This window comes from Inquilinus sp. YAF38 (assembly GCF_052113205.1).
GTDB lineage: Bacteria > Pseudomonadota > Alphaproteobacteria > DSM-16000 > Inquilinaceae > Inquilinus.
The window spans coordinates 127,921-141,394 of record NZ_JBFRCU010000007.1 but is presented as its reverse complement, the minus strand read 5'-3'; the positions used below and the strand labels follow the sequence as shown (position 1 = coordinate 141,394).

Below are 13,474 nucleotides of genomic sequence, written 5' to 3'. Positions count from 1 at the left end.
CAAGAACACCTCCGCGCTCGATGCCGGGCTGCTCTCGGGCGCCCAGGCCGTCGAGCACTACGAGATCTCCCGCTACGGCACGCTGAAGGCCTGGGCCGCCAAGCTCAACATGCCGGAGGCCGTGCGTCTGCTCGAGCAGACCCTGCAGGAAGAGAAGAAGACCGACCAGCTGCTGTCGAGGCTCGCGGAAAGCAGCCTCAACCGGAAGGCAGCCTGATCCGGCGCTGCGGCGAGCGATGATCCGTCCGGATGCCGGGCCACATCTCGCTCGCCGCGGGCGATCACGAACGAAGCATACCCACGAGGCCGTGCGCCGCGTCACGGCCCTGCAGGAGATTCTGAAGTCCAGCGGTCTGTCCGACACGGAACGGCGATCTCCTGCGCCCATCGAGTCTATCGACGTCCGGACATCCGACGGAGACCATCATGACCGATCCGAAAACGGCCGGTCCGCGGCCGCCTCAGCCGGCACAGCAGCAGCGGCCGCCGGGCACGACATCCGCGATGGATCCGCGCCCCGATCATGGCGAGGACAGCTACCGTGGCAGCGGTCGCCTGGACGGCAAGGTCGCGCTGATCACCGGCGGAGATTCCGGGATCGGCCGCGCCGTGGCGATCGCCTTTGCCCGGGAGGGCGCCGACGTCCTGATCTCGTATCTGAACGAGCATGAGGATGCCCGCGAAACCGCCGATTGGGTGACGAAGGCCGGCCGACGGGCGGTGACGATCGCCGGCGACGTCAGCGACGAGGGCCATTGCCGCGAGCTGGTCGAGCAGGCGGTGCGGCAGCTGGGCGGCCTGGACATCCTGGTGAACAACGCCGCCTATCAGATGACCCACGAGACGTTGGAGGAGATCTCCGCCGAGGAGTGGGACAAGACCTTCCGCACCAACATCCACAGCCAGTTCTATCTGTCGAAGGCGGCCGTAGCGCACATGAAGCCCGGCGGCTCGATCGTCAACACCGCGTCGATCAACTCGAAGTCGCCGTCGCCGACATTGCTGCCCTATGCCACGACCAAAGGGGCGATCGCGAACTTCACCGCGGGGCTGGCCCAGCTGCTGGCGGACAAGGGCATCCGGGTGAACTGCGTCGCACCCGGTCCGGTGTGGACACCCCTGATCCCGTCGACCATGCCGTCGGAGAAGGTTGAACACTTCGGCGGCAACACCCCGCTGGGCCGTGCGGCGCAGCCGGCCGAGCTGGCCCCGGCCTATGTCCTGCTGGCGTCGCAGGAGGCAAGCTACATCACCGGCGCCCTGCTGCCGGTGACCGGCGGCCGCCCCATGCTGTGATGCCCTCGCGGGCCCCATCGCCGGCGATGCCGTCGTGACACCCGGCGAAGCGCTGCCGTTCGGCCGGCTGGGGGACAGGACGGTCCATCTCTGCATCGACATGCAGGAGCTGTTCGCGCAGCAGACCGCCTGGCATGTGCCGTGGGCGCAGCGGACCTCGCCCATGGTGCGGCGCCTCGTCCGTCACCGGCCGCAGCACACCATCTTCACCCGTTTCCTGCCGCCCCGCCATCCCGACGAGCTGCCCGGCAGCTGGCGGCGCTACTATACCCGCTGGGCGGAGATGACGCGCGGGATGCTGGATCCCAGGCTGCTGGAGCTGGTGCCGATGCTGGCGGAGTTCGTGCCGCCGGCCGTGGTCTTCGACAAGCACGGCTATTCCGCCTTTACCGCCCCTGGGCTTGGTGAGCGGCTTCGCGCCGGCGCGATCGACACGCTCATCCTGTCCGGCGGCGAGACGGACATCTGCGTGCTGGCGACCGCCCTCGCCGCGGTCGACCGCGGCTATCGCCTGGTGCTGGCGGAGGACGCGGTCTGCAGCACCTCCGACACGACCCATGACGATCTGCTCCGGCTCTTCCATGAGCGCTTCTCGCAGCAGATCGAGGTCGCCCCGGTCGATTTGATTCTCGATGCCTGGTCGTGACCGGGGCTTTCTCGTGCGGCGCCGCGACCGGCTTGGATTCGGCCGACCATCCGACGCTTGGAGATGACACGCCGCCGGCCCCTAGCCGGCCGGCGCGCCCTCGCGCTCCCAGAACCGCAGACGGCCGAGCGCTTCGACGAAGCCCGCCGCGGCCCCGGCGCCGACGATCTCGATCACGCCGTCGTCCAGGCCATCGGCGATCCCCACCTTGTCGAACAGCGGCCGGGCCGCCGGGACGTGGCCGATGAACTTGCAATGGGCAAAGGCGTCGGCGACGAAGTCGCGCGCGGCCGGATCGGACAGCAGGGCCGCCATCCCGACCTCCGAGGGCAGCAAGGCCACCGCGTCATAGAGAACGGAAGGGGCTCCGGCCAGCATCTGATCCGCGGCGACCTTGCTGCCGTCGCTCGCGGTGACGCCGCCGACCTTCGGCGCGATGATCTCATGCACCGCCTTTTCGCGCTTCAGCGCTTTGATCAGCCCGTTCAGGATCGCCGCATCGACGCCGTCGGTGACCAGGATGCCGAGCTTGCGGCCCTCGAAGCGCTGCGGCCCGTTCTTGAGGATGCTGAGCGCCGGCGACGGCTCCAGATCCTGGCGCGGAGCGATGGCGGCCGGTGCCGGCTTGGGCAGGCCGTCCAGGCCCAGAGCCTGCGCCACCGACTTGGCCAGGCCGTTGTCGATGTTGAGCAGATGCGCGACCAGGCGCTCCCGGATGACAGGGGTCTCGACCTTGCTCAGCTCGAAGGTCAGGGCGGCGGCGATGTGGGCCTGCTCGACCGGCGTCTGGCTGATGTAGAACTGCCGGGCCTGGCTGTAATGGTCGGCGAAGCTCTCCGCGCGGATTCGCTGCTTCGGCCCCGCCTCCTCGGCGGGAAAGGACCGGAAGCCCTTCTCCGGCGACTCCCGAGGCCCTTCGCCCCAGGAGTTGGGCTGGTAGTTGACGCGGCCGGCCGGGTTCCGCATCGCCATGTGCCCGTCCTGCTGGAAATGATGGAACGGGCATTTCGGCGCATTGATCGGCAGATGCGTGAAGTTGGTGCTGCCGAGCCGCTTCAGCTGGGTGTCGAGATAGGAGAAGTTGCGGCCCTGCAGCAGCGGGTCGTTCGAGAAGTCTACGCCGGGCGGGACGTTCTGGGTCATGAACGCCACCTGCTCGGTCTCGGCAAAGAAATTCTCCGGCATGCGGTCCAGCACCAGCCGCCCGACCGTCCGCGGCGGCAGCACCTCCTCCGGGATCAGCTTGGTCGGGTCGAGGATGTCGAAGTCGAACCGGTCGGCGAAGTCCTGGTCGAACAGCTGCACCCGCAGCTCCCATTCCGGGAAATTGCCCGACTGGATCGCCTGCCACAGGTCGCGGCGGTGGAAGTCCGGGTCGGCGCCGTTGATCTTGACCGCCTCGTTCCACACCACCGACTGCATCCCGAGCTTCGGCTTCCAGTGGAACTTGACGAAGGTCGACTTCCCGTCGGCGTTGACGAAGCGGAAGCTGTGGACGCCGAACCCCTCCATGAAGCGGAAGGAGCGCGGGATTGCCCGGTCGGACATGACCCACATGATCATGTGCATGCTTTCCGGGGTCAGGCTGATGAAGTCCCAGAAATTGTCATGCGCCGACTGCGCCTGGGGGAAGCCGCGGTCGGGCTCAGGCTTCACCGAATGGATCACATCCGGGAACTTGATCGCGTCCTGGATGAAGAACACCGGGATGTTGTTGCCGACGATGTCCCAGTTGCCCTCCTGGGTGTAGAGCTTGACGGCGAAGCCGCGGACGTCGCGCGCCAGGTCGAAGGAGCCCTTGCTGCCGGCGACCGTGGAGAAGCGGACGAAGGCCGGCGTGCGCTCACCCACCCGCTGGAAAATGTCGGCGCGGGTGACGTCGGTCAGGGCCTCGGTGGTCTCGAAATATCCATGCGCGCCATAGCCGCGGGCATGGACCACGCGCTCCGGGATGCGCTCGTGGTCGAAGTGGAAGATCTTCTCACGGAAGTGGAAGTCCTCCAGCGCGGTAGGGCCGCGCTCGCCGATTCTCAGCGAGTTCTGGTCGTCCGAGACCGGCCCGCCCTGGGCTGTGGTGAGGATCGGGGTCTCGCCCTCGGCGACCTGGTGCAGCTCGCCGCCATGGCCGCGAATGAGCGTCTGGTCGTGGATCTTCGCCCGATCCGGAGCGGCACGCTTGGATGATCTGGCCATATGGGTTCCCGCGGATTTGCCTGGGCGGTCCGACGCGTCCGCGCCGGTGGCGCCATGCAGGACCAATCGGACGGGCGGCGGCGCGGTTCCACCCACCGGGTCGGTCAGTCTGTCGCGGCGACCTCGAGCACCAGCTTGCCGCGCACCCGATGCCGCTCCAGCCGCTCATGCGCGACCGCGGCCTCGGGCAGGCGCAGCACGGCGCCGATGACGGGGCGAACCTTGCCATCGGCGATCAGCCGGTCGATCTCGGCCAGCTGCGAGCCGTTCGGCTGCGCCATGTAGCCGGCGCCGCGGGCGCCGTGGGCCTTGGCGTGTTCCTCGTCCGGCGGCCCCAGCGTCGACACCAGGATGCCGCCGGGCTTCAGCACGCCCCAGGAGCGCGCCTGGGTCTCGCCGCCCACCAGGTCGAACACGACGTCGACCGGCTGCACCATCTCCTCGAACCGGTCGGCTTCGTAGTCGACGGCCTGGTCGGCGCCGAGCTCATGGGCGAAGGCGAGGTCGTCGCCCGAGACGGTGGTGGCGACGAAGGCACCGCGCGCCTTGGCGAACTGGACCGCGAAGTGGCCGACGCCGCCGGCGCCGCCATGGATCAGGACCCGCTGGCCCGCCTGCAGGCCGCCATGGTCGAACAGCCCCTGCCATGCGGTCAGCCCCGCCAGCGGCACGGCAGCCGCCTCGACGGCATCCAGTCCGTCCGGCTGCGGCGCCAGCTCGGCCGCCTTGACCACGGCATAGTCGGCATAGCCGCCGCGATCCCAGCCGAGCATGGCATGGACCGCGGTGCCGACCATGGGCAGCCCGGTGCCGCCGCCACTTTCCACCACCTCGCCGGCCACATCCCGGCCCAGGGTCAGCGGCAGCTGGTCGGCCTGCACCCGCGGATAGCGGCCGGAGCGGATCTTGGCGTCGACCGGGTTGACGCTGGCGGCGTGCACCCGCACCAGCACCTCGCCTCCCGCCGGATGCGGCATGGCCACCTCCTCGAGCGACAGCGCCTCGGGGCCGCCGAAGCCGTGGATCCGGACGCATCGCATCGTGGTCATGGCATGTCTCCTGATCAGAGTCTGGTCGCGCCGCCGCTCCGCCCGCTGCCTCAGTAGCGCAGCGCAGCCGCGGCCGGCACCGAGCGCGGCAGCTTGTCCCGCGGCAGGCTGAAGGCGGTGCCGCCGGTCGCCAGCGTCATCACGGCCGCCAGGTTCAGCAGGTCCTCCTCGCCGTTCGGGGTGCCGCGCGCCGCGGCGATGCCCCTGCCCTCGTCGAAATGGCCCCAGATCGTCTCGTCCGCGGCGATCAGCAGCGAGTCCACCCGGCCATCGCGCGCGGCGGCCAGGATCTCCTCCAGCCTGATCGCCACCGTGGGCTCTGCCGTTCCCAGCCGGGCCTTGATGCGGTCCAGCACCGGTTCCGCCTTCGCGTCCTCAGGCGGCAGAACGGCCAGGGCGGCGTCATGCAGCTCCTGGTCATCCATCCGCGCAGGATGACGGTTCACGAAATCGGGCAACAGCTCCGGCCAGTCACCCACGTTGCGGACATGGCCGGCCAGATCCGGCTCGGCGACCAGGACGACCGGCGCCGGGTCGCCGGCCAGCCGGCGCCGCACCGCCTTGACCGAGCGGCGCACGAAATCGACGAGCTGGGTCGCGTGCAGCTCCGCCGGGCTCTCATAGCTGTGCCGGGCCGCGGAGGCGGCCTCGCCGGCACCGCCGTGCCCGGCCGCATTGGCCTGCTTCGTGGCCTCGACATCGGTCTCCGCCGCCACCTGGTCGAGGGAGCGCGGCAGATCCGGCGGCGTGATGTCGCGGCACGTCTCGCGCGTCGCCTCGAACAGGCGGGTGCCGCCGGCGCTGATCGCCAGGATGTGGAAATGGTCGGCCGCGCCGAAGCGGTCGAGGATCGGGCGTAGCAGGAAGCGATGTCCGACCGCGCTCATATCCTCCGGCGGCGCCTCGTCCAGCGGCAGTGCGTGGACGCGATCCTCCGCCAGGAACAGCGCGAAGCCGGGGTCGAGCGAAGGGAAATCGGCGGTGGACAGGGCCTCTTCGCCCGCAGCCAGCAGCGCCTGGCGCTGATCCGGTGCGAGATCGGCGGCCTGCAGCCGCTCCTGCAGCATGTGCTTCAGGTTCCGTCGCTTCGCCCCGAGGCCACCTGCTGCGCGCTGCACCGGCTCGGTGGCAACGTAGAGGGTGACCGCGGGATCATGGGCGGCCACGAGCCATGCCCGGTCCTGCGGGCTGATCGTGGGGTCGGCTGTCGGGTGCGCCATAAGCGGGCCTCCTCCTCCTTCTGCAGATCAGCGGGCGCGCTTGCGCTTCCGCTGCGGGTAGTCCGGGCGTTCAGCCTGGTCGGTCCGGCCGGGCAGGTCGCCGAGCGACTCCACGGCCTCGATCGGCTCGACCGGCTCGGGGTGAATGGCCTCCTCGCCCTCCGTCGCGACCGGGTTCGGCTTGGTGGCGTTGCGCTGGTTGTCCTCGATCGCGACCAGCTCCCGCGCCATCTCCCAATGCGCATCCTCCCGCCCGGAAGGGCGGCCTTCCTCGATCCAGATGCGATGCGCGTGCGCGCGGATCCGCTGCTCGAGATCGTCCATATCGTTCCTCCTGGATGCCTTTCACTGGCGAACAGGCTCAACAGAAAGGCGGTTCCGACTGGTTTGGAGCCCGCCGTGCCGGTTGGTTCGAGGGAACTCGACCCCGCGGCGCATCGTCATTCCGGACAGGCCCATCGCTGCCGCAGGAGCCGCCGTGACCGATCTCGAACCGCGCAAGGGCACACCCAGCCCCCGTCTGGCCGAACCGGAGTTCCGCCGGCGGTTTCTCGGCCAGTTCCAGGACCCCGCCTACGGCCCGCTGCTGGCCGAGCTCGGCCGGATCGCCGATGCTGCCTGGGACGCCTACAGCCATTCCCGGAAGAGCCCGCACACGCGGAAAGCCGGTCCCGGCTTCGCCGATCCGGATTACGACCTGTCGGTCGACTGGATCGCCGCCCGCGAGGCGATCCGCGAGGCGGAGCGCCGGCACGGCGACCCGGCGCTGCCGGCCCGGATCCTGCTGGTCTGCGGCTCGTCGCGCAGCGAGCACACCTGCCCCAGCGAGATGTCGAAGACCTTCCGGCTGACCGAGCTGGCCCGGGAGGTCTTCGCCGCCGTGGACGGAATCGAGGCGGATGTGCTGGACCTCAGCCGGCTGGGCTCCGAATACGGGCGGCACATCCACCCCTGCAAGGCGTGCTTCTCGACCTCCCCCGCCCTCTGCCACTGGCCATGCTCCTGTTATCCGAACCATTCGCTCGGCCAGGTCCATGACTGGATGAACGAGATCTACCCGCTCTGGGTCGCGGCGCATGGCGTCATGATCTTGACCCCGGTGAACTGGTACCAGGTCACCTCGCCGGTGAAGCTGATGATGGACCGGCTGGTCTGCGCCGACGGTGGCAACCCGGATCCGACCTCGACCCAGGGCAAGGACGCCAGGCGGGCGAAGGAGATGGAGATGGCGGGCTGGGACTATCCCAGGCATCTGGCGGGCCGCCACTTCTCGGTCGTGGTGCATGGCGATGTCGAGGGTGCGGAGGGCGTCCGCCGCAGCCTGGCGGACTGGCTGACCTCCATGCATCTCATCCCCGCCGGGTCGCTGGCGGAAGTCGACCGCTACATCGGCTATTGGGAACCCTATGCCACCAGCCATGCCGCCCTGGACGAAGATGCGGCGATCCAGGAGGAGGTGTGCAACGCCGCCCGCACCCTGCTGGAGGCGGTCCTGGCCCAGCGCGAGGGCCGGCAGGTCGCCGCCGGCGCCGCGCTGCGGGAACCGCGGCAGAAATAGCCGCGGTCAGGGCTTCAGAAATCTCCGCAGCGCGTCGGCCAAGGCCTGCGGCGCCTCCTCCGCCATGTGGTGGCCGCAGTCGAGGCCATGGCCGGTCAGGTCCCTCGCCCAGGGCCGCCAGACCGCCAGCACATCGCCATAGAGCTCTTCGAGATCGTCGCGCAGGGCCCAAAGAGCCAAGGCCGGACATTCGATCCGCCGCCCGGCGCGACGGTCCTCGGCGTCGTGCTCGCGGTCGATGCCCAGCCCGGCACGATAATCCTCGATCATGCCGTGGACCGTCTCCGGGTCGTGGATCGCCTCGCGATAATCGGCATAGGCCTCGGCCCCCATCTGCTCGGCGGTGGCGCCGTACCAGGCGTCCGGGTCGGCCAGGATGGCGCGCTCCGGCTTGCCCTTCTGGCCGAAGAAGAACCAGTGCCACCAGGCCCTGGCGAAGCGCGCGTCACAGCGCTCCAGCGCCTCCAGGATCGGCACCGCGTCGAACACCGCGAGGTGGCTGATCCGGTCCGGATGGTCCATGGCGGCGCGGAAGGCGGTGTAGGCGCCGCGGTCATGGCCGACGATGGCGAAACGCTCGAAGCCCAGCCGCTGCATCAGCGCGATGCAGTCCCGTGCCTTGGCGCGCTTGGAGGAGCCGGCATGGTCCGGCGTGTCGGCCGGCTTGGTGGATCGGCCGAAGCCGCGCAGGTCCGGGCAGACCACTGTGTGGTCCGCGGCCAGCAGCGGCGCCACGCGATGCCAGGTCGCATGGGTGCGGGGATGGCCGTGCAGCAACAGCACCGGGGACCCGGACCCGCCATGCCGCACCCGCAGCGTGGCCTCCGGCAGCTCGATCCTCTCGAGCGCGAAACCCTCGAACATCGGGGCGGCCCCTAGACCAGCTCGCGCACCGTGTCGGAGGCGACGGTCAGGGCGATCTTGCGCCGGGCCGGCGTGCCGCGCGCCAGCGCCTCCGCCAGGTGCGCCGCCTGCTTCAGCGTCGCCTTGGCCGGCATCGGCGGCTCATGCGGGTCAACCACCGCCTCGACCAGGGCCGGGCCAGGCGCCGCCAAAGCCTCGCGCAGCACCTCGCCGCATTGGGCCGGGTCGTCCACCGACCAGGCGGCGACGCCGAAGCCGCGCGCCACCGCGGCGAAGTCGATCGGCTGCAGCTCGCAGACATATTCCGGGTTGCCCAGGAACACCATCTGCTCCCATTTGATCTGGCCCAGGGCGTTGTTCTTGATCACCACGATCTTGATGTTGAGGTTGTACTTCACGCAGGTGGCCAGTTCACCGAGCAGCATGGCCATGCCGCCATCGCCGATGAAGCACACCACCTGCCGGTCCGGATAGGCCACCGCCGCGGCGATCGCGTAAGGCAGCCCGCAGGCCATCGAGGCGAGGTTGCCGGAGCAGGAGAACATCATCCCGTCCCGCATCGTCAGGTGCCGCGCCGCCCAGGTGGTGATGGTGCCGGAATCGGTGGCGACGATGGCGTCGTGGCGCAGCAGCTGGTCCAGCTCATGCGCCACCACCTGCGGCTTCATCGGCTTGTCCTGCCGGGTGCCGCGCTCGACCATCAGCGCGTTCCACTCCTTCATTCCCTTCTGCGCCTGCGTCAGGAAGGAGCGGTCGTCGCGATGCTGCAGCCGGGGCAGCAGCGCCTCCAGCACCTTGCGCGCATCGCCCACCAGGCCGGCTTCGACCGGGTGCCGCAGGCCGATGCGCTGCGGGTCGAGATCGATCTGCACCGCCCGCGCCTGCCCCGGCTTCGGGTAGTATTCGATATAGGGGAAGGCGCTGCCGACGATCAGCAGCGTGTCGCATTCCTCCAGCGCCTCCTGCGACGGCAGGGTGCCGAGCAGGCCGATGCCGCCGGTCGAATACGGGCTGTCGTCCGGCAGCGCGCCCTTGCCGAGCAGCGGCTTGATCACCGGCGCGCCCAGCCGCTCGGCCGCCGCCTCCAGCACCTCGCGGGCGCCGAGCGCGCCGCGGCCGGCCAGGATCGCGGTCTTCTTCCCGGAATTCAGGATCGCGGCGGCCCGTGCGATCTGGTCCTCGCCCGGCATCTGGGCCGGCGGGGCCATGACGTCGGAGACATGGCCGGGCACGTTGCGCTCCGACCGCGTCCGCGCCTCGACCGGCTGCGACTGCATGTCGACCGGGATGGTCACATGGGCCACCGCGCGGCGGGCCAGAGCCGTCCGACAGGCCAGATCGACCGCGTTCTCGACATGGTTCGGCCCCATGATCCGGACATTGTAGGCCGCGACGTCGGCGAACAGCTTGTCCAGCTCGACATCCTGCTGGGTGAAGGTGTGCACCAGGTCGTGAAACTGCAGCCCGGTGATCGCCAGCACCGGCTGGCCGTCCAGCTTGGCGTCGTACAGCCCGTTCAGCAGATGGATGCCGCCGGGGCCGGAGGTGGCGAGGCAGACGCCCAGCTTCCCGGTCCATTTGGCGTAGGCGCAGGCGGCGAAAGCGGCGGCTTCCTCGTGCCGCACCTGGATGAAGCGGATCTTGTCCTGCCGAATCCGCAGCGCCTCGATCACGCCGTTGATGCCGTCGCCGGGGATGCCGAAGATCGTGTCGACGCCCCAATCGATCAGGGTTTCAACCAAGACATCGCCGGCGGTGGGGCGGGCCATCTCGCTTCTCCTGCGTTTGGGGTTCGCCTGGGCAACAGCCGCCGCCAAAAGGCCGTTCCGGCGGGCGGTCCAGGGAAAATTCGTCGCAGGTTGAGCCAGACCGGCGGCCCCTCCTGTTGCTAGGGCAGGACCACGCACCGATCGGGACCGATCGCGGGGGCAAGCCATGACTCCAGACGATGCAGCACGCGCCGAAACGCCGGCGGCGGAGGACCGCAAGCCGGCCGAGCCCGGGGACCGCCGCGGCTTCCTCGCCCGGCATGGAAGGGCGGTGCTGATCGGCTCGGTCGCGGCGGTGGTGCTGCTGGCGGGCGCCGTCGCGTGGTGGCTGCATGCCCGCAATTACGAGAGCACCGACGACGCCTTCATCGACGCCCGCACCGTGTCGGTCAGCCCGCAGGTCAGCGGCGCCGTCGTCGATGTGCCGGTGACCGACAACCAGCTGGTCGAGGCCGGCGCCGTGCTGGCCCGGATCGACGACCGCGACTATGCCGCCGCCCTGGCCCAGGCCCGCGCCAAGGTGGACCAGGCGCAGGCCAACATCGCGGACGTGGCGGCCCAGATCGAAGCGCAGAAGGCGAAGGTCGACCAGTCCCGGCTGCAGGTCACCGCCGCCCAGGCCGCGCTGCAATTCGCCGAGGACGAGAACAAGCGGGCCCAGGATTTGGTGAAGACCGCCGCCGGCACCCAGCAACGGGCGGACCAGGCATCGACGGATCTGCGGCAGCGGCAAGCCGAGTTCGACGGTGCCCAGGCGTCGCTGACCGCCGCGGACAAACAACTCGGTGTGCTGCAGGCCCAGGCGCAGAGCGCGAGGGCCGAGCTGGAGCAGGCGCAGGCCTCGCTGCAGCAGGCCCAGGCGAACCAGGACCGGACCGTGCTGACGGCACCCGTCGCCGGCCGCGTCGCCAATCTGTCGTCCGCGCGGGGGGCCTATGCCTCGCCGGGCCAGAGCCTGATGATGCTGGTGCCGCGCGAGATCTGGATCACCGCGAATTTCAAGGAGACTCAGCTTGACCTCATGCGCGCGGGCCAGCCGGTCTCGATCTCGATCGACGCCTATCCCGGCCGCGACTTCCCGGGCCATGTCGACAGCCAGCAATTCGGCAGCGGCACCGCCTTCGCCCTGCTGCCGGCCGAGAACGCCACCGGCAACTACGTCAAGGTGGTGCAGCGGGTGCCGGTGAAGATCGTGTTCGACCAGCCGCCGGACCTGCCGCTGGGCCCCGGCATGTCGGTGGTGCCGACCGTGACGGTGCGATGACCGCCGCGGCCGAGGCTGCCGGCAGCCGCTCCGCCGCCGGCAGCCGCAACCCATGGCTGATCGCCGGCGTGGTCTCGATTGCCACCTTCATGGAGGTGCTCGACACCTCGATCGCCAATGTCGCGCTGCGCCACATCGCCGGCGGCCTCGCCGCCGGCCAGGACGAGAGCACCTGGGTGATCACCAGCTATCTCGTCGCCAACGCCGTGGTGCTGCCGATCAGCGGCTGGCTGTCCGGCGTGGTCGGGCGCAAGCGGTTCTACATGATCTGCGTCGCCCTGTTCACCGTCAGCTCGCTGCTGTGCGGCATGGCGACCAGCCTGGAGATGCTGATCGTCTGCCGGGTGCTGCAGGGGCTCGGCGGCGGCGGGCTGGCGCCGAGCGAGCAGTCGATCCTGGCCGACAGCTTCCCGCCGGAGAAGCGGGCCCAGGCCTTCGGCATCTACGCCATCGCCGTAATCGTCGCCCCGACCTTCGGGCCGACCATCGGCGGCTGGATCACCGACAACTATTCCTGGCACTGGATCTTCCTGATCAACGTGCCGATGGGCATCGCCTCGCTGGCCCTGGTGCAGTGGCTGCTGGTCGAGCCGGACGTGCTGAAGCAGGAGCGCCGGAAGGCCCTGGCCGGCGGGCTGAAGGTCGACTGGATCGGGCTGGTGCTGGTCGTGCTGTGGCTCGGCTGCCTCGAGGTCATGCTCGACAAGGGCCAGCGCGAGGACTGGTTCGACTCCGGCTTCATCGTCACCTTCGCCATGATCTCCTTGCTGTCGCTGGTCCTGCTGGTGCCGTGGGAGCTGTCGCGCAAGGACCCGATCGTCGACATCCGGCTGGTGCTGCGCCGCCAGTTCGGCACCACCTGCCTGGTGATGCTGGCGGTGGGCGCCATCCTCTACAGCTCGACCCAGATCCTGCCGCAGCTGCTGCAGGAGCAGTACGGCTACACCGCCACCTGGGCCGGGCTGGCGCTGATGCCGGGCGGGCTGGTGATGTTCGTGCTGATGCCGATCTCCTCCCGCCTCACCAACCTGGTGTCGCCGAAATATCTGATCATGGGCGGGATGGCGGTGGTGGCGCTGGCGATGTGGCACTTCACCACCCTCTCGCCCGACGCGGATTTCAGCTATTTCGCCTGGTCGCGGGTGTTCCAGATGATCGGCCTGCCCTTCCTGTTCTTGCCGATCACCACCGCGTCCTATGCCGACCTGCCGCCCGACAAGACCGGCCAGGCGGCGGCGCTGATCAACGTGGCGCGCAATCTCGGCGGCTCGATCGGCGTGTCGCTGTCGACCACGCTCCTGGCCCGGAATGCCCAGGTGCACCAGAGCTATCTCGCCGGCCATGCCTCGCCCTCGGCCCTGCCCTATCAGCTCGGACTGGACCAGGCCACCGCGCATTTCATGGCCCAGGGCGCGGCCGAGGCGACGGCGCGGCAGCAGGCCTTCGACTGGATCGGCCAATTGGTCCAGGACCAGGCCACGCTGCTGTCCTATATTGACGTGTTCCAGGCGCTCGCGATCGTGGCCATGCTGATGGTCCCGGTCGCGCTGCTGCTGCGCCGCGGACAATCCGGCGCGGCGGGCTGAGCATTGCGACGGAGCCCAGTCCTCGTCGG

Annotated in this window: 12 protein-coding genes; 6 read left to right on the top strand and 6 right to left on the bottom strand. The window is 69.6% G+C overall.

Going from position 1 to position 13,474, the window contains the following annotated elements; translation table 11 throughout:
* The 3 genes from AB4Z01_RS05245 to AB4Z01_RS05235 form a co-directional block, all read left to right on the top strand.
* Positions 1–217, top strand: a 217-nt coding sequence (locus AB4Z01_RS05245) for a YciE/YciF ferroxidase family protein (RefSeq protein WP_441691270.1), incomplete at its 5' end; no start/stop codon positions are given.
* A 209-nt stretch (positions 218–426) separates the two neighbouring features.
* Positions 427–1,296 (top strand): SDR family oxidoreductase, encoded by an 870-nt coding sequence (locus AB4Z01_RS05240; RefSeq protein WP_441691268.1) that lies wholly within the window; start codon positions 427–429, stop codon positions 1,294–1,296.
* A gap of 34 nt (positions 1,297–1,330) precedes the next feature.
* The gene (locus tag AB4Z01_RS05235; protein WP_441691266.1) at positions 1,331–1,942 is read left to right on the top strand and encodes a cysteine hydrolase family protein; all 612 of its coding nucleotides are present in this window, start codon (positions 1,331–1,333) and stop codon (positions 1,940–1,942) included.
* A gap of 81 nt (positions 1,943–2,023) precedes the next feature.
* On the opposite strand, the gene AB4Z01_RS05230 is transcribed toward AB4Z01_RS05235, so the two are convergent.
* The 4 genes from AB4Z01_RS05230 to AB4Z01_RS05215 all read right to left on the bottom strand — a co-directional run bounded on the left by AB4Z01_RS05230 (position 2,024) and on the right by AB4Z01_RS05215 (position 6,728).
* Positions 2,024–4,135 carry a catalase gene (locus AB4Z01_RS05230; protein WP_441691264.1) on the bottom strand — a complete coding sequence of 704 codons (2,112 nt, stop codon included), beginning with the start codon at positions 4,133–4,135 and terminating at the stop codon, positions 2,024–2,026.
* Positions 4,136–4,239: 104 nt separating this feature from the next.
* The gene (locus tag AB4Z01_RS05225; RefSeq protein ID WP_441691262.1) at positions 4,240–5,184 is read right to left on the bottom strand and encodes an NADP-dependent oxidoreductase; all 945 of its coding nucleotides are present in this window, start codon (positions 5,182–5,184) and stop codon (positions 4,240–4,242) included.
* 50 nt (positions 5,185–5,234) lie between these two features.
* Positions 5,235–6,404: a baeRF3 domain-containing protein gene (locus AB4Z01_RS05220; protein WP_441691260.1), complete on the bottom strand. Its 1,170-nt coding sequence runs from the start codon at positions 6,402–6,404 to the stop codon at positions 5,235–5,237.
* Between the two features lie 27 nt (positions 6,405–6,431).
* On the bottom strand, positions 6,432–6,728 hold the full coding sequence (locus AB4Z01_RS05215) for a DUF2934 domain-containing protein (protein WP_441691258.1): 297 nt from the start codon (positions 6,726–6,728) through the stop codon (positions 6,432–6,434).
* 154 nt (positions 6,729–6,882) lie between these two features.
* On the opposite strand from AB4Z01_RS05215, the gene AB4Z01_RS05210 reads away from it, so the two are divergent.
* Positions 6,883–7,962, top strand: a complete 1,080-nt coding sequence (locus AB4Z01_RS05210) for a flavodoxin family protein (RefSeq protein WP_441691256.1) — start codon at positions 6,883–6,885, stop codon at positions 7,960–7,962.
* A gap of 6 nt (positions 7,963–7,968) precedes the next feature.
* Here the strand turns inward: AB4Z01_RS05210 and AB4Z01_RS05205 are convergent, their stop codons facing one another.
* Both AB4Z01_RS05205 and AB4Z01_RS05200 read right to left on the bottom strand, forming a co-directional pair.
* Positions 7,969–8,826: an alpha/beta fold hydrolase gene (locus AB4Z01_RS05205; protein ID WP_441691254.1), complete on the bottom strand. Its 858-nt coding sequence runs from the start codon at positions 8,824–8,826 to the stop codon at positions 7,969–7,971.
* Between the two features lie 11 nt (positions 8,827–8,837).
* On the bottom strand, positions 8,838–10,595 hold the full coding sequence (locus tag AB4Z01_RS05200; protein ID WP_441691252.1) for a thiamine pyrophosphate-dependent enzyme: 1,758 nt from the start codon (positions 10,593–10,595) through the stop codon (positions 8,838–8,840).
* 166 nt (positions 10,596–10,761) lie between these two features.
* Between AB4Z01_RS05200 and AB4Z01_RS05195 the strand changes: the two genes are divergently transcribed.
* Both AB4Z01_RS05195 and AB4Z01_RS05190 read left to right on the top strand, forming a co-directional pair.
* Positions 10,762–11,859, top strand: coding sequence for an HlyD family secretion protein (locus AB4Z01_RS05195; protein WP_441691250.1), 1,098 nt, complete (start codon positions 10,762–10,764; stop codon positions 11,857–11,859).
* Positions 11,856–13,445 carry a DHA2 family efflux MFS transporter permease subunit gene (locus AB4Z01_RS05190; protein ID WP_441691248.1) on the top strand — a complete coding sequence of 530 codons (1,590 nt, stop codon included), beginning with the start codon at positions 11,856–11,858 and terminating at the stop codon, positions 13,443–13,445. The genes AB4Z01_RS05195 and AB4Z01_RS05190 overlap by 4 nt, the downstream gene beginning before the upstream one ends.
* Positions 13,446–13,474: the final 29 nt, after the last annotated feature.

Bases quoted from the DNA above. Each gene is read 5' to 3' on its own strand.
- AB4Z01_RS05240 (WP_441691268.1), top strand. From the start codon at position 427: ATGACCGATCCGAAAACGGCCGGTCCGCGGCCGCCTCAGCCGGCACAG.
- AB4Z01_RS05230 (WP_441691264.1), bottom strand. From the start codon at position 4,135: ATGGCCAGATCATCCAAGCGTGCCGCTCCGGATCGGGCGAAGATCCAC.
- AB4Z01_RS05225 (WP_441691262.1), bottom strand. From the start codon at position 5,184: ATGACCACGATGCGATGCGTCCGGATCCACGGCTTCGGCGGCCCCGAG.
- AB4Z01_RS05220 (WP_441691260.1), bottom strand. From the start codon at position 6,404: ATGGCGCACCCGACAGCCGACCCCACGATCAGCCCGCAGGACCGGGCA.
- AB4Z01_RS05215 (WP_441691258.1), bottom strand. From the start codon at position 6,728: ATGGACGATCTCGAGCAGCGGATCCGCGCGCACGCGCATCGCATCTGG.
- AB4Z01_RS05205 (WP_441691254.1), bottom strand. From the start codon at position 8,826: ATGTTCGAGGGTTTCGCGCTCGAGAGGATCGAGCTGCCGGAGGCCACG.
- AB4Z01_RS05200 (WP_441691252.1), bottom strand. From the start codon at position 10,595: ATGGCCCGCCCCACCGCCGGCGATGTCTTGGTTGAAACCCTGATCGAT.
- AB4Z01_RS05195 (WP_441691250.1), top strand. From the start codon at position 10,762: ATGACTCCAGACGATGCAGCACGCGCCGAAACGCCGGCGGCGGAGGAC.
- AB4Z01_RS05190 (WP_441691248.1), top strand. From the start codon at position 11,856: ATGACCGCCGCGGCCGAGGCTGCCGGCAGCCGCTCCGCCGCCGGCAGC.